Raw genomic sequence first — 17,808 nt, forward strand, 5'->3', positions numbered from 1 at the left:
CTAACTGCCTAATTCCAATTGATTCTTCACGAGGTTGTAATAAGCTCCCCGGTTGGCAATCAATTCCTGATGCTTTCCGGTTTCTATGATTTTCCCTTTGTCTATCACCACTATCTGATCGGCATTCTTTACCGTACTTAGGCGATGCGCCACTACAACCACCGTTTTTCCTTGGTAGAACTTCGTCAGGTTTTCTACAATCGCCCGTTCGTTGTTGGCATCCAGCGCATTGGTGGCTTCGTCCAGAAAAATGTACTGCGGATTCTTATAGACGGCCCGGGCTATCAGTATCCGTTGCTTCTGTCCCTGGCTCAATCCTACTCCGTCTTGTCCTATCAGGGTATTGTATTTCAGGGGAAGGCGCATGATGTAGTCGTCTATATTGGCTATCCGGGCTGCTTCCGCCAACCGTTCTTTGTCTATTTCCCCATCGCCTACGGCAATATTGCGTGCAATGGATTCGGAGAAGATGACCCCATCCTGCATCACTACGCCACATTGCCTGCGCCACCACTTCAGATTGAAGTGGTTGATGTCCGTCCCGGCAATGGAGATTTCCCCACCCAATACTTTGTAATAGCCCAGCAGCAGCTTGATGATTGTCGTTTTTCCGCTTCCGCTGGTGCCCACGATGGCGGTCACCTTGCCTTGGGGGATTTCAAAATCCACCCCGTCCAGCGTCTTGCTCAGGGCATGCGGGTCGTATTTGAAGTCCACTTGTTTCAACCGCAAACTTTTGTCTTGGTTTTGAAATGCGGTGAGTGCTTCCTGATCGCTTTCCTCATTTTCCATTTCGTGAATTTCGTTGATGCGTTCCAAGCTGATTTTCACGTCTTGCAGGGAATAGATAAAATTCATCAGCTGCTCGATGGGCGAGTTCAGTTGTCCGATGATGTACTGCACGGCCAACATCATACCCAGCGTCATTTGCCCGTTTATCACGGCGGTTGCCGCCACTACGGTAATCACAATGTTCTTTATCTCGTTGATGAAAATGCTGCCCGCCTCTTGTGTCTGTTGTAGCTTAAGGTTCTTCATGTTGGCGTCGAACAGTTCGGCCTGCACGTCTTCCCACTCCCAGCGGCGGCGCTGTTCGCAGTCTTGCAGCTTTATCTCCTGCATGGCGGTGATGAACTGGTAGGTCTTGTTGTTGTTCTTCGCCTGCTTCTCGAAGTAGAGGTAGTCTATCTGCTTCCGCCGTTTCAGGAAGAGGGCTATCCATACGGAGTAAGCAATGCTTCCTATCAGGAAAATACAGAAGATAGGCAGATTGTAGCATAGCAGCACGGCACCAAACACAATGAAACTGAACAGCGAGAACATCACACTGAGCGTCTGCGTGGTGAGGAACTTCTCCACTCGGTTGTGGTCGTTCATCCGTTGCAGCAGGTCGCCCATCAGTTTGGTGTCGAAGAAGGACATCGGCAGCTTCAGCAGCTTGATGAAAAAATCGCTCACCAACGAAATGTTTATCCGCATGCTGATGTGCAGCAATATCCATCGGCGGATGAAGTCCACGGATGTACGGCTGACGGTCAGCATCAGTTGCCCGGCAAGTATCAAGTAGATGAAGTCCAGATTCCGGTGCTTGATGCCTACGTCCACGATGGCTTGTGTCAGGAAAGGAAAGATGAGTTGCAGGATGCTGCCCACTAACAAGCCCAAGACGATTTGCCCGAAGTAGCGGCGGTATTGGCGGAAATAACCAAAAAGGAAAGAGAAGGTGCGTTTCTCTGATTTGTGTTCTTCTTGCTTTTCGTAGAAGGCAGGCGTGGGTTGAAGGAAGAGGGCGATTCCTGCTTCTTCGTTCTTGGCAAATGTATTAAACCAATTTTCTTTAAACTCATTTTCTGTGTATTGTATCAAGCCTTTTGCAGGGTCGGCTATAAAATATTTTTTCTTTCGATTGATTCTATATAATACAACAAAATGTTTCTGTTCCCAATATAGGATACAAGGCAAAGGGGCATTAATAAGTTGTTGGATAGTAACTTTAGCTTTTATAGTGCGCATACCAATTTTGCCAGCTGCTTCACTGATAGCCAGCAACGATACTCCTTCAGTGGTTGCAAAACAAAGATGCGAGAGTTCTTGTATAGAATAACTAATACCGAAATATCGACAAACCATTTGCAAACAAGCTATTCCACATTGCATTGAATCATGTTGTTTGTATAAAGGGAATCGTTTCATTATTCTCTCAACAGCTGAATATTTGATTTATCTAATTGAAGTTGATTATTATATCTTTTCTTTTCTCTCTTTTTCCAAGAATATTGTACTGTAATGCTAATCATATTGTGTCTTTTAGGGAACTCCCGATTGACATAGTAACTGTAATCTTGCTTGGGATCATCAATCCAATATTCATTTCTGCAAGCAGCCAAAATATATCGTAAAGTAGCTCCGACATTCCAATTAGAGTTTATGTTCCAATTCACCGAAGTACTACTATCTATATATGCTTTCCGCTTGGAGTACTGTTCATAGGTGTAAGGCTGAGCATAAATATATCCACTCCACACAAATTTCTTATAATAAATTCTCCAATTAATGTTAGCGTTAAACCAACCTTTGGCACAATCTTCGTAAAAAACACGTTGATAGCCTCCGTTCAGTCCGATATATCCGGCATTATTAATAGAATACCTAATGCTCATATTGGAATATAACTGCTTCTTTTTGTCTTTATTCTCGTATGTATATATGTATAAGTCATCCACTTTATAGCCAACTCGGTCATATATATCGTTATAGGTAATATATGTCAGAATGGGTTGGATGTACCAATTACCTACAGTCCCCTGATACTGTATCCCTATCTGTTTCACGTAAGCAGGCTCCAGATATGGATTTCCCTTTATTACTTGCATACTGTCAGAAGACGTGTTAAACGGATTGAGATACGAAATGCTGGGAGCGATGGAATATCCATTTGTATAAAGAAGTATGGAATGACGATTGTTTAATTGAAAGTTGCAACTTCCGCTGAATTTCAGCCTATAATAATTGTTCTTGATACCGGCATTTCTATTTACAATGACATCCAAACCAGCGGAGGCCATATAAGAAAGCCACTTGTGATTATATCTGTACATTCCATAAAGATATTCCTGCCATTGGCTGTGATCGAATCGGTTATTCTCTTTACGGATATCCTCGACATATCCGGTGGTATAAGCTGTGTTTGTACCGATAGTAAGTGCAGATTTATTGTTCAGTGTTCTTTGATATTCTAATGAGTAATTAAACAAATGCTGTTGTGCATCATTGTACACATCACAATTATAATTATAGTCTATTCCCTTTTCGGACGTACAATCCTCGTTGTCCAAGAAATTCAGGTTGTAACTTGCACTACTTTCCAGTTGGGAAACACTATTAAAAGTACGCCTGTAGAATAGTTTTCCTCCCATGCCCCATGTTTGGTTGTCGTATTTCCTGATACTGGTGTATCCGATGTCAGTTAGCTGGTCAGAAATATTACCTATTCCTTCGTAGTCCATAGCCTCTGTGTTACGATTGACGTAGGCACTATAAGATAAATAGTCTTTTTTGTTAGGAAGAAAATCACCACCTACCGTGAAGTCGTAATATCCGTAATTAAACTGGGTAGAGTTGTCATAAATCTTACTGCTAACGCCTAAATTTTGATAGCCAGATTCTTTCCCTTTCTCATTATGATGAATCATTCCCATAGCATTGATAAAAAATGAATACTTAGAGTTCCCCATTTCAAATCCACCGCTACCCGTATTTACGATCAATTCCGGATTGATGGCTGTATATAAATTCACAATCTGATAGTTTTGGACACGGGCTTTCAGTTTTAAGTTGATGACACGTTGTAAACCATTCATCAGATATTTAGCAGAAGGATTATTTATTACTTCTACCGCCTCTATTTGTGAAGGATCTATCGTTTCAAGTGAAACAGGTCTTTCCATTCCATTAATTAAAATAGTTACACTTTCGTTATTTATTGTTTTTATCTCGCGTTTAAGTGGATTTATTTTAAGACTGGGGATTTCAGATAGGGCATCATATATGCTTTTTTCTTTTCTGGATTTTCCTGAAAGATAGAACGTTTGTCCTGTTGCATCATTTTTTACAATGTTACTGCGATCGGCTACTACCAATACACTATCCAAAGCTATTTCGCTGATGGGTGACAATACGTGTGTCAGTTTTTTATTGTCAGTCAGTTGAATGGAAGTTTCCAACGTAATAAAGTCGGGATGACTTATTGTTAACTCATAATCGTTTGCAGGGAGTTTACTAAATTGGTATTTACCGGAATGGTCGCTTAAGGTGTAACCAATCAGTGTATCTTTTACTTGCAATGTAACGACTGCATCCTTAATATTTTGTCCTGTTGGAGCTTCTACGACACCTGAAAGGGAGTATGAAAATTGCCCAAACACTGGAGAAAAGCTTATAAATAGTACGGCAATCAGTAATTTGTATCTAATCGAATCCATAAATATTTGTTTAAAGTCAAATAAACTCTATTGGAAATCTATCCCCATAATTCTGTTTACAAACATACGTATTATTAAAACGATAACTAATATATTCATCTATAGTTATTTCCATATTTTTTAAGGGACATAAATCTATTATGTTTTCTGGATTTTCTAATTGTTTCTGACTGCATGGCCCCCAACACTGAGGCAGAAGTTTACAAACACGGCATACAGGATTGTCATATGTTTTAATCTTTTGTCGTTTTTTCACTTTTGATTCATTCCAAATTATACAACCATTTTCGGACAAAGTCCCTTCAGATAGTTCTTCAATAAAATCTCTTCCAGTACATTTATATACGATTCCATCATATGAAATTATAGCACCATTCTTCGCGTCATTAATGCAGGCAATGTTTCTTCTTGAAAAGTTTAAGTATGTAACACAAAAGTCCTTGGATAGCAACAGATTTATTGCATCTGCCAAAGTTAATCCTTCCGTTTTTTTTGCAGGAAACGTTTGCCATATACGTTCCAAGTGAATCTTAATCTTTGATCGATCAACGTCATCAATATCTTTTATAAGACTTGGTAAGTGTTTTAATGTCTGATTGTCGTAATTGACTCGGAGATTTATATGAGCATCATATGTATCAGACAATAAATGTATAGCATTCATTACAATTTCATAAGCATTTTGTATATTCGGTGCTCTTTTGACTGAGTTATGTTTTTTCCTATATCCATCTATAGAAATTTGAAACATAGTTTTAAATTCTGCGAACAATGAGACTGAAGTTTTATCAATACATAGCGCATTAGTAGTTACAGATAGCGTTATGTATTTATCTATGGATTCTGCATATTCTTTTATTCTCAAAAGCAAAGGATATACTTCTTCCTTAAAGTATAACAAAGGCTCTCCCCCGAATAGTGTTATAAATAAAGTATTAATGTCATTCCGATCTAATACTTGTTTTGCGTATTTGAAAATTCGCTCTTGCTGTTGTAAAGTAAGATGACTTCCTTTAATATGCTTTTCAAAACAATACCAACACCTAACATTACAATCCAATGAAGGAAGTATTGTCAGATAATAAATACCGGAATACTCAACTCGCTTATATTCTTCTACTAACAGTTTATATTCATCTATTTCATCATCTATTATTAGATGACTATTTTTCAACATTTCAAGTTTGTCTGGATTTAAGGATGAAAATTTATTTTTCATTAAAGCAGAATAGACACTTTGGGGTAGAATAGCAAATGTGTCACTGTAAGTATTAAAGCAAAGAACTCCCTGATTAACAGGCGTATACAGATTGTAATAACTTTCTTTCATTGAAGCATATTGAAAAATGAAAGAATGGCATAATATATGATTGTTACCATTCTTTCAAATTAGGTTAGATTAATTTTAGACTCAAAAAGTGTGTATAATAATCAAACTGAATCAACAATTTCAGAATCATTTCTCAATAAAAATACCACTTTCTTGTCATACAGCATTGGTAGGCGTAGTAGGTGTTATAGGCTTAGTTACTGAACAACCTGGATTACAACCTGGATTACAACCTGGATTACAACCTATCACACAACCTGGATTACAACCATTGTTTATCTCAGAAACTTCCATTCCACCACCTTTAATCAGAGCGATTTCTTCATCATGAAGTTCTACCAAATCTAAAGGCAGGTTCCATTTTGTTAACACTTTTTCCTTCATTACTATTATACTTTAATTACACAAAAATAATAAATTATTTATACTCAAACAACAACTATCCTGAAAGCTGTTGCCTTATTATCATTTACCCTGAAAAAGATAAGTCTCTCCACATTTTATTAAAGAGAAATATCCATAAAAGGATTCATCTCCTATTTCAATTTCCAACATATATTCACCTTCCAATAAGGCATTCACTTCAAACGTATGGCATTGTGAAGGCGTCATATCACTACAAGTATAAACAACGTTTCCCATACTATCTTTGATAGACAGTTGAAATTCCGATACGGCTACATCCGTGTAGATACGTATTGTATTTTCGTCAATCGTAGCAGTAGGTACTAACGTAATAGAACGTTTATCTTTCACCCAATCTTTTTTATTGTTTCCGCAATGGAGTGCTATTTCCACCTCTTCTGCCAAAATATTATTGCAGAAAAAGAAACTCATTAGTAATAACAGTATTCTCATTTGTTCTTTCATTTTAGGATTTTGTTTTTTGATATCGCAAAGGAAAAGACTTTTCTTGTATTCAGATTGTTTTTAACCCCAAAATGAGTGTGCATAGTAGTGTGCAGGCGGTTTATTGCGCGCTGCACACTGTGTGCAATTTAGCGTATATACCTTATAATGAGATAATAAAGTTATCCCAATCTTCCGGTTTCCCTTTCTCCTGGAAAATCCGGGCATATAGTCTTCTACGCGTGGAAGCAATGGTTTCTTTGGGACGTTCTGTCAGCTTGGCTATCTCGGAAGGGGAAAAATGGGCTTTGATAAGCATGCAGACATGCAGTTGAAACTCATTGAAAGTATAGATTTCACTCAGCTTCTCAAAGAAACCCGGACAGGTTTCTTTGAGGGTGTCTTCCATAATCTGCCACTCTTCGGTTGTGACGAATATCCGCCCTTGAGGATCGAGTAGCCTCGTCTTAAGCAGCCGATATATATCGGAACCGGACAGTGCTTTCTGTGCCTGCTCTCGTTTGCCTTGTTCTATTTCTGCCCGCCGTGTCTCTTGGTGGAGCAATTCTTTCTGGTCTTGTATCTCTTTTCTTAAAATCTCGTTTGCAACGTTCACATGATTCAATTCCTCCTCCAACTTTTGAATCCGCATCTTGTTTTCCTCTATGAATTGACGGCTCTTTCTGTAATTCTCTTCTTTTATCTGCTCGGCTCTTTGAAGTTGGTATTTCAGTTGTTGGTTCTTGCGTTTGTTGTATTGGTGATAGGCAAAGAAGAGGGCTATGGACACAATGAATACCATTAAGCCGTATAGGATATAATCTGCTTTCTTTTGATTTTCATCTTTCAGCCGGTTGTTCTCCTTTTCCCGCAGTTGATAGTTGTATAGCGAATGCATCTGGTGCAAGCTTTCCGTATAGGTGATTTTTTGGGCGGAATCGTTGCACCGGAGGTATGCCTGAATATGCTGCATGGCAAGCCGGCTGTTGCCTGCTGCCATTGCAATTTCTGCCAGACTGCGGTGGGCTGCTTCTTTGGCATAGATAGTACCAAAGTCAATCAGGGCTTTATAATAATATGTAGCAGAGTCAATCATTCCTATTTTATGATATAGCTCTGCCGCAATGCTATAGATGCCGCTTCTGTTGGGTCGTTCAATATCCCTTAAGGCATTCTGCAATGCTATCCGGGCAGAATCATATTCTTGTAAATCCCTGTATAGCGAAGCAAGCTGGCTTTGCATCATGTTGAACAAATCTGTCCGATGCAGTTGCAGGCTTAAGTGATTTGCCTCTTTGAGATAGACCAGTGCGCTGTCTTGCCTACCCAATTCTCTGTACATATTAGCGATGTCTCTTAACGTGAAAATCAGGCCTACGCTGTCTTTCAGTATATGATCACATTCTCTTCCTTTCCTGTACATTTCCAAGGCTTCGGCATACATATTCTGATAGCCAAACAGTGTACCCATCTGACTGTAAATCTTACCCTTCAATGGGTATTTACCCTCTTCGGGCAAAGCCTCCAATGCTTTTTCAAAATACTCCAATGCCTGCGGCGCGTCACCCAAATCGCGATAGACCCGACCGGCATAGTAATAAGCCTCGGATAAATGCCGTTCATCGTCTTTCTCCAAATAATAATGCAATACGGGTAATATCAGGCTGTCCGAAGTGTGCTCGATGTATGCCTTGTCGTTTGCCTTGATACAAAGCAGGCGATAATACATCCGCGTGGCTTCCGGTTCATCCTGCATGGTGCCCGCTATGCTTTTCAGCAAAGAGACGGCGCTATCCGGACATGCGCTTGCCAGGCTGTCCGCCATCATCAACGACTGCGGATAGGGCTTATGCCCGCAATGGCAGAAGCAAAGCAGGACACAGATGAGCAGGAGCGACTGAATTGTTGCTTTCATGTCGGCAAATGTAGCATTTTTTCCGACAGGACACACGCTGCCCCCACTAATTTTGCAACGATACAGTCTACAAGCCGGTAACAGGACATGAAAAAGGATGAGGAATATCAAAAGCAAGAAGACAAACAGAGTCTGATATTACTCCCCGCCATGCTGCTGGATATACTCACTTGGTGTGCTGCCCGTGAACTTCTTGAAAGCACGGAAGAAGGAGGCCTTCGATTTGAAGCCGCATTTCTCGGCCAAGGTGACCAGTGTATATTTTTTATGAAGTCCTTCGGCTACCGACTGTTTGAAACGCTCTACCCGATAGCTGTTGACAAAGTCGTAGTAGCCCATCTTCAGGTGGTGGGTAAATACTGCGGAAAGCAGATAAGTGGGATACCCCACAGCTACCGCTACGTCCGACTGCTTTAAGTCGACATTGAGATAAGGTTGCTGCTCCTCCATATAGCGCTTCAAGGCTTCGATGACAGCTTGTGCCTCGGCTTCGTTCAGTTTCGAGTAACTTTCCGCAGACGACTGCACAGCCTCAGGTGCCGGTTCCGACGGTTGAACTGGTGGCAGGGCCTGTACCGGACTTTCTACCTGAACATCTGCAACAGGTTTCCTGTTCCGTATTCTGTAAACAACAAATGCAGATATTGCCAACACGCCTCCCAAGACAACCACATAAAGCAACCACGAACGCTGAGTGCCGACAACAAACGAAACAAAATCCTCGGAATCGCGATTCATATACTCGCGAACCCTGAATTTATACTGTCCGGAGGGCAAACCAAAGAAAGATACTTTGTCTTCACCGCTTAAGTCGATCCAAGTGGAATCCTTACCTTCGAGCATATACTGGTATCTGGCCTGTCCCGGTGCACGATAGCCCAACGGGAAGAATTGAAAAGTCACCGTATTCTCATCCGGCTCCAACACAAGTACCGTATCGGAACACAACACATAGTGGTCGGCATACGGCTTACCGTTGACAAACATTTCCGTGATGCGCACTGACAGGTCCGGATATTCCTGTTGCGGAATAATGGTATACACTCCTTTCGTGGCACACACCCATAACTGCCCGTTCTCATCTTTCGCAATCGGAGCTCCGGAACTGACAGACAAACCTGCCTCCATACCGAAAAGCCGATAACCTTCCAGTTTCTCGTCCATCCGCAGCAAACCGGTTGCATCGCCCAACCAATAAAAGCCCAGGCTGTCCTGCATCACCGTATGACACCTCACCGCATCCAACATCCGGAAATGTTTCAGTTCGTTGTCGGCCACGAGCAGCCGATTGTCGAGCAGACAGAAAAACAAGGTTCCATCACGCCCTTCGTAAATGGAACGTACTGCAGCAGAACAAACTGAAGGCAATCCGGCTGAAGAACAACGTCCGGTAGAGCGGTCGAACAGCGTCAGTCCCTTGTCCGTCCCGACCCAAAAACGCTGTTTCGAGTCCACATAAATGCCGTAAACAATATTTCCCGGCATCCCACTGCCCGAAGCGTTATAGTCGCGTATATCGCCGGAACGCCGGTCGTAAGAATAAAGCCCGTCGGAAGCCGCCAGCCATACCAGCCCATCGCCATCATCCTGAAACATAAAAATGTCGTTAGATACACAGGTCCGGGTCAACGGAGTTTCCCGGAAAGTCCCGTCCTTGGGATTGAACACAGCCAGACCACCGCCGCAGGTTCCAACCCAGACTTCATCACCGTTATCGAAAAAAGAGAAAATCAGATTAGAACGCAAATGACCCTCCCCTGCTCTCGAAACACTGACCAGACGAATATTGCCAGTACGTTCGTCTACACAATAAAATCCTTCGCGTGTTCCGACAAACGTATAATGACCGGTTTTAAGGAAACTGCGCACACCTACATCGTGGCGTGTAAACAGACCACGTGCATAACGCCGGTACGAGGCATCTCTCTTTTTCAACAGGTTCATCCCTTGATAATAATCGGTTCCGCACCAAATTTCGTCCCCGGCAAGCAAGACCGAAGAAAGCATATTGGATAATAACCCCTGCCCTGTTTCACCATCGTAAGTAAAGTGACACATGGTTTCTCCATCCGAAGCCGAAAGCAGATAAAGTCCCTGCCCTTTGGTTGCTACACCAAGCAGACCGGCCTCCCAATCCAAAGCTACAACCGGCACCTGTACATCACTTTTCCAAAAAGAAGAAAAAGTACGCTTCGACAAGTCGAAGGTGATAACCTCACCTTGATGGGTGCCAATATACAGACAGCTTTCCCGTTCCACAAGACAAAACAGACGACCAGCAGAAACCAATGGACAAGGATAAAATTTCAATGCACCCGAACGAGTGTCACACAGCACCAGTCCCTCGGCTGTCAACAGCCAAGCTTCCTGTGACCCAACTACAGCTATGTCCATAATCAGATTACGAGCGGAAATAGCATTTTTCTCGTCCATCACAATATGACGCAAGCGGCTGCCATCGTAGATATAAAGTCCGTTGGTAGTAGCTATGTAGAGGGTTCCCGATTCGTCTTTACCTAAAGCCTGTACGGGAAAGTTTATTTCGTCGGCAAACATCCGTTCCATCGTACGAGTCACATGATTCATACGCCAGACCCCCTGAATGGTAGCTGCCCATAGTTCATGTTTTTGGGCTTCGATAAGTGCATTTACCAGAAATGGAGCTGGAGCTATGCCTTGCCTTTCTTCAGCAAAATGATAGACCAACGAACGGCGACCGCCGACCCGTTCCACAGTAGCTCCTGTACCTATCCAGACAAAACCGTCCGAATCCTTATAAATGGCGTTAATACGATTGTCTTCGAAACGGCATGTTATTTCATCATTGCCGATAGCCGTTACAGTATACTCGTCAGCGGAAGCACCTCCTGCCGCAACAAACAACAGCACAAATATCAAAAAAAATCTTAGCAAAGGCATTTTCTCGTTCTCCTATATAGCAAATAAGAATATGCAAAAATAGAAAAAAAGCCAAATTCCACCACATTTCTCCCCAAGATAAGTACGGTCAAGGCTTACGTTCAAGGAACTTTCTGCTAAGCCATCGACGAACCGGTTCATCGTACAGCTTCAGACAAAGATAAGCCAGCAGAATACTGCCTAAAAATACAGCTGTCGCCACCGGCCACGCCTGAGAGAAAGAAAGTTCCTTGCGCCATACCCAAGCATAGAACAAATACATAAAGGGATAATGGATGATATAAAGCGGATAGGAAATATCGCCCAAAAACTTGCAAACACGTGTGGAGGCATGGTCTGTCGTTTGACCCGAAGCACCAAGCCATACCAACAACGGAAAAGCAAAAAGGACACAAAGGGAATCGTAAAGTCCATTATGCCACCAGGCGCCACCAGTCCCCAAATGAGGCACACATAGCAATATGGCTACTCCCAGACTGCACCACCAGAAAGCCCCCCGAATGTGTACAGGCTTGAATAGACGTGACATCAGCAATCCTACCGAAAAGGAAAACATCATACGCAGCAAACCACCGGGCAGATTGTAGTCCAACAACGACCATCCCACGCCCAAATGCCCGAATCCTGATAAATTGAATAAAGCGAACGAAGCCAGTCCAGCCCCTGTCAGCACCACCCATACAGTCAGCCACCTTGTAGACAAACGGCGGAGGAACAAGGCATAAAGCACATTGCCGATGTACTCGAAAAAAAGTGACCAACTGGGACCATTGAGCGGAAACATCTCACCATTTCCACGTACCTCCGGTGCTGAACCGGGAAGAGCTGGAATCAGAAACAAGCCCAGCAATGTGGCCAACATCACATCAGAAAGAATAACCGGTGTCCCGTCCCATTTCACACTACCTTGCACCATAAAAGACAAAGCCCCCAACAGAACACCCATTACCAGCATGGGATGCAAACGGATAAGGCGTCGCTTGAAAAAATCGCCCAACCTCATCCGTTTCCAGCGGTCATCGTAAGCATACCCCACCACAAAGCCAGAAAGAACAAAGAAAAAATCGACAGCCAGATAGCCGTGATTGAATCTCTGATCGACAGGACTGGTTGCAAAACCTTCGAAAACATGATACCAGATGACCAGCAATGCTGCTACGCCCCTCAATCCATCAAGAATCTCATAATGAGGCTTGGAGTCGGCAAACGAAGCGGAAGAAGTGATGTTTCTCATAACAAATATCAGTTTTGTTAGCCGTCAGTTACAGAACTATACGTCCTCACTCCAACAGCCTTCAATGAATAATAATGAGCCGAAAGATAGACAGAAAGTTCGGATTGTGCAACCCAAAAAACATCTCTTTTTCTCTTCCTTCATTCTTCCACCCTTTAATTCACCAAATCAAAAGACTCATAAACTTCAGAACCGATCCATTCTTACTCAAACGTCACTCCCTCGGTATGTTCACCCACAAAGATACGTGCCATGTCGCCTGTCTTGTACCAGGTCGGCTTACCGGGCATGTTATCTGCGATACGCACACCATTGATGACCAGGTTCTCGAAACGGATGTTCTTCACACGACGTTCTTTGTCGTAGCCGATAATCTGTGAGACCTCCGCATTGCTGCCTGTATATACAATATCTTTGAAAAGTACATCTTCGATACCTCGGCCCGGTGCCTGGCAATACTTCTTGTTATAGAAAATACGCAGATTCAACAACTGGCCCTGACGGAAATTCTCAATACGGATATTCTCGAAACGGACATGACGAATCAGGTTATTGTCGCCAGCATTGATAGCAAGGCAACCTTGATAGTCTAGTTGTTTCTCTTTATGATCCAGAATGTCGATGTTTACATAATTCAGATTCTCCAACACCTCTGGATTTTTTACATTACCGTGAATACCAATAAAGATGGGATGAGCCACGTCGGCCCACAGCGTAGAGTTCTGCATCGTAATATTACGGCATCCGCCTACGAATCCCATACGTGTGCCATAAACGGTGGTACAGTCGTCCGAATTGCGGCAAAACACTCCGTCGAAAAGGACATTGTTGCTGGCAAATACGTTCAGTCCGTCACCCCAGCCATAGGAACTGATGACCTTCACGTTGCGTATCGTCACGCTGTCCGAACCGCCCGTAGGGCATTGGGTAGAAATCAAACCATCGACCAGCACATTTTTCGAGTTAACAATGCTCAACCCGGCTCCTCTGCCTTCAGGGTGCACTTTTCCGCGTCCCAGTATCTTGACATCGCGCACATTCACTGCACGGATACATCCCTTGACTACAGCACCACCTGCTACATAGACCGTCTTTCCAGACGGAACATTCAACGTATCGCCCGGCAGACGATGTACACCGGGACCGAAATAAATCAGGTCACGACGCCGCTTCAGTTTCTTCAGCGTCGTTCCTTCCAGCGGATTGTTCACGTCAATCGGATTGGCAAACAAGTGAAGATTGTGAAAAATATCACCGTTGACCTCTACCGAAAGATTGCGTGGACGATCCAACCGGAAAGTCAGTACGCTATCCGTTACAGTCGGTACAATACCGTATGAAAGAGGACGCACACGGGCGGTCTCGATGCTACCATGACAAAAACGGACTTTAACTTCCACCTCGCCCGAAAAGTCGAAATAGCCCAACGAAGCCTTTTCCACATGATGTTTGGTATCTCTTACTTCATCCACTTTGACAGCGTACGTATCTACTTGCTTCCACTCGCCTCCCGGTTCACGCACATCGACAACGAAGTCGTTTTTCATCTCCTCGCCTTCGGGAACGGGATAAGTAATCAGTCGATTCTGTGCCCAAGCATTGTAAACAATGCCTAACAAGGCACCTGTAACCAACAGGGTTCTTTTCAATCTCATTTCTATATTCATATTTTTTAGTTTGTACTGCTGGTTATACGAAGATTCCTCAACATACGCCTAATCATCTTCAGAAAAATAATAGAAAAAAGATAATCAAAGTAGACTTTCCCATTAATGCAGCAGAGTCTTCACTTCAACCGCACGACTGATGACATACTGTTTTCCATCCAAAGAAATTCGGCAGGGGCCAGATGCTGTATAATACCATTCTCCATCCAGATTTTCCAAAAGAACATTTATATTCTTATCAGCCTTTATTGTCAGACGAGGAGTTTCCGCATAAGTACCATTACCCATAAAAAATATGTGATCTGTTTCACCTTGTTTCCCCCACAAAGCATACGTAGCAGTCGCTTTCATTTGCCCCATGCTACATACATGTGCAGCAGTGTCCGACGAAAGAATATGGTCGGTACGTTCTTTCTTCTGTTTCACACAAATGCCCACATGGCTGCCCTCTGCATTAGAAGTCACCTCAGGGAACGTAACAGATTCTATCAGACTGGGCTCCATGGCAGACGAAGGCTCGTAGATTGCTACAAAGGGACGATTCCAAGCTTCTCCCTCCTGACGTGCTACGAAGGTAAGCGTAGGCTGTTCCTTTATATTATAAGGCATGCCCGGAGTACGGCTCAGTCCTTCGGTCATGGGACTAAGCGCCTTGAAAACAGTACGCTGCGGCTGACCTTTCATCCACATATTCATATAAATATCATCTTTATCCGGCATCTGTATGGTAAAGGTAGCCTTGATATCCTTATCGGTAAGGGTACACGACTTATCATACAAATAGGAATAGGCATATAAATGAGCTCCGGCAAAAGCTAGTTCATCGGTAGGCTGTAAAAGCAGATCGGTACCGTCCGAAGCGGTCAGATTCATTGTCTGCCCCAGATTATGATAGAAATAATCGTGCATCTTGTCTCCTCCCAATTCTTTACGGCTACGGAAGATATCGACATAATATCCTGATTCTGCCCCCGTAGTTACAATGCCGATCAGTCGGGTCTGGTCAGCACGGCTTTCCGGCTCACGGAAATATACTTCGCTATAAGTGACAGGCGGAAATTTGTCTTCACCAGCAAGTGAAGCAAGTGCGGGAGCCGGATAACAGGATTGAAGCTTGAAAGCATGATTACTCTTCATGACCGGATAACTTGATATACCGTCCACACACACCGTATTATGGCTGGGAAACTGGGAATAATATTCCAAATAATCCAAACCACTGTATGAGTACTGTCCGATACCGGCATCAGGTCCCAGCACATATCCTTTACCATATAATTCCATCGAAATACCATTGGCATGCATGTGATTGCCTTCGCTGCCATTTAGAGAAACCATCAAGCTGTGGCGACGGTTCATTCCGTTGCGCTGTACCAACCACGACACGTTTGGAGCATAGAATAAAGGAGATACATAATCTTCAACCTTACCGGCGGCTATCTCTTCATCAAGAGTAAGTGGCTTCTCTCCAAAAAAAGAATGAATGGAAACGGGCACTTTACCGGAAGTCTCCGTCTGGGTAGCCGACTCAGGATCGAAGCACTTCAGCATGGCTGTGAAAAAGTTCTCCTGCTCTTTCTTACCATTGGCACGAGCGTTCCGTATCATACGGACAATAGGAGTCGTGTTCAGATATCCCGGATGCGTATCACCAAAGCCACATATCATACGATTTGGGAACAGATATTGAGGTAAAGCCGAAACAGCTTTCGGAATAACCGGTAATTCGGAAGTAAGGTCGACATGCAAATTGCGGTCGAAAAGAGTGGTAAAACTGGTATAATCGTTCAGTACCACATTACTATAACCGGGACATTCGGCCCAAATACCGGTTTGAGGGTCATAGCCATAATCGGCCAGGCGTTTCAAACTCCATTGACGGATACTGGAACGGTTGAGTACATAATCTATATAATATCTGCGCCCCTTACGATCCGCATAAGCGTCATCATCCTCCAGCACAAGGCCGATATCCATCACATAACGAGCCTGCATCAGATTCCAGTTGTTGTGGGGAACCCCGTTGGCAATGATATTGTCCGCCCATTTTTTGAAAGCGCCGGCATAAATTTCCATACTGGCGGCATAATGTTCCTTCAGATAATTATACAGAAAGTCGTACAACGGAACGAGATCGTAAAGAATGTCTTCGTGAATCACCTCAAACGAACTCATACCCACCAAGGTTTGCTGATGCCCATGATTCAGATCGACCGGAACATTACGATAATAAATGCCTTGCATATAAGTATCGAATACGCCAGCTGCCAGTCGTGCGTACTTTTCGTCATCGGTCATCCAATAAAGAAAAGCAGCATCGCGCGCAATCCCAACAATCTCACGGTTCAGGCTCTCAATATTACGTCCGGTTTTAGAAGGATGCACTTTCTCTAAAGGGCGTCCGGGCAAGGTATTATTGTGAAAGGTAACATTACCAGCTTCATCATCATCGTACGGTTTCACATCTTCCAACCGGGGGCGTCCATAAGTAGCAACTGTTCCACGGGTTCCCGTATAACGTACAGTAGGGACAGGTGCTTTCGCCCCACCTGCATGGTCAAATACTTCCCCCTTGATATAAACATCGGTTGCATGTGAAGTCCAGTACATAGCCAATCGCGACAGTAACCAATCCGGTTGACTTTCCGTCCGTTCAGTGTATTTATCCGTACGTTGCTTCAGTTTTTCAAATACGTCCTTTGCCCAACTCTCATTTTCTATCAACTTCCATGTTTCATCCTTACCCTGTGGAGTAGTAAGATAACGTGGATGTTCCTGAGGCAATTGTGACAGATTTACACCGTTTTGCGACCATAACACAACCACCATGCATAGAAAAACCAATACCGTTTCAAGTCTTTTCATATCTTTATTCTGATTTCTGTTTTATAAAGATACGAATTAAATCGTATTTCTACTCAACACGCTTATGTCATTTCGATTGTTTTACTGCATTTTTACATTATCATGACTACAAGAAAATGGTTCGATTGGAAAGTGAAATATATTCCAATATGAGAATAATAGTTAAGAAAGACTTTAATATTTACAGCTTCCACCACCTATCCACAGATAAATATCTATATTTCAATATATTATCCAACAATATATCGTATATTACCAAAACCTTTGGTGATAGTAGGCAACATTCAAGTCGAAGGTAGGCAACATTCGATGCGATAGTAGGCAACATCCGATACGAAGATAGGCTGATTTTATATTGAACACAAATTAATTTTGTCAAGCACATATAAAATTCATCGATCCCAAAATTATCCTTCTAAAAACAGGAATACATATCCTCAAATTGTACAAAAAACATTTTCAACCGTCAATTCGCATAAATAGTTTATTTAAGGAAGAAAGCTACTTCACATACAAAGATGAAAGACAATCGGATAAAAATAAAAAAT

The 17,808-nt window shown here is 42.9% G+C and carries 10 protein-coding genes; all 10 read right to left on the reverse strand.

Annotated elements, in window-relative coordinates:
- The 10 genes from Q3C19_RS03770 to Q3C19_RS03815 all read right to left on the reverse strand — a co-directional run bounded on the left by Q3C19_RS03770 (nt 1) and on the right by Q3C19_RS03815 (nt 17,260).
- Nucleotides 1-2,193, reverse strand: a complete 2,193-nt coding sequence (locus Q3C19_RS03770) for a peptidase domain-containing ABC transporter (protein WP_277120275.1) — start codon at nt 2,191-2,193, stop codon at nt 1-3.
- Complete coding sequence (locus Q3C19_RS03775) at nt 2,193-4,481, reverse strand: TonB-dependent receptor (RefSeq protein WP_277120277.1); 2,289 nt, start codon at nt 4,479-4,481, stop codon at nt 2,193-2,195. Before Q3C19_RS03775 ends, Q3C19_RS03770 begins: the two co-directional genes overlap by 1 nt.
- Before the next feature lie 16 nt (nt 4,482-4,497).
- Nucleotides 4,498-5,811: a radical SAM protein gene (locus Q3C19_RS03780; protein ID WP_277120280.1), complete on the reverse strand. Its 1,314-nt coding sequence runs from the start codon at nt 5,809-5,811 to the stop codon at nt 4,498-4,500.
- 156 nt (nt 5,812-5,967) lie between these two features.
- On the reverse strand, nt 5,968-6,195 hold the full coding sequence (locus Q3C19_RS03785; RefSeq protein WP_277120282.1) for a hypothetical protein: 228 nt from the start codon (nt 6,193-6,195) through the stop codon (nt 5,968-5,970).
- Nucleotides 6,196-6,276: 81 nt separating this feature from the next.
- A complete protein-coding gene (locus Q3C19_RS03790; RefSeq protein WP_277120284.1) occupies nt 6,277-6,681 on the reverse strand; it encodes a DUF3244 domain-containing protein in 405 nt (134 codons plus the stop codon).
- A gap of 142 nt (nt 6,682-6,823) precedes the next feature.
- Entirely contained in the window at nt 6,824-8,575 is a 1,752-nt protein-coding gene (locus Q3C19_RS03795) for a tetratricopeptide repeat protein (RefSeq protein ID WP_277120286.1), read from the reverse strand.
- A gap of 138 nt (nt 8,576-8,713) precedes the next feature.
- Entirely contained in the window at nt 8,714-11,488 is a 2,775-nt protein-coding gene (locus Q3C19_RS03800) for a two-component regulator propeller domain-containing protein (protein ID WP_277120287.1), read from the reverse strand.
- Between the two features lie 94 nt (nt 11,489-11,582).
- Complete coding sequence (locus Q3C19_RS03805; RefSeq protein ID WP_302727320.1) at nt 11,583-12,728, reverse strand: acyltransferase; 1,146 nt, start codon at nt 12,726-12,728, stop codon at nt 11,583-11,585.
- Nucleotides 12,729-12,931: 203 nt separating this feature from the next.
- Nucleotides 12,932-14,383, reverse strand: coding sequence for a glycosyl hydrolase family 28 protein (locus Q3C19_RS03810; protein WP_302727322.1), 1,452 nt, complete (start codon nt 14,381-14,383; stop codon nt 12,932-12,934).
- A 114-nt stretch (nt 14,384-14,497) separates the two neighbouring features.
- On the reverse strand, nt 14,498-17,260 hold the full coding sequence (locus tag Q3C19_RS03815) for a heparinase II/III family protein (protein ID WP_302727324.1): 2,763 nt from the start codon (nt 17,258-17,260) through the stop codon (nt 14,498-14,500).
- Nucleotides 17,261-17,808 lie beyond the last annotated feature (548 nt).

The sequence above is a fragment of the Bacteroides sp. ET489 genome (assembly GCF_030518095.1).
GTDB lineage: Bacteria > Bacteroidota > Bacteroidia > Bacteroidales > Bacteroidaceae > Bacteroides > Bacteroides ndongoniae.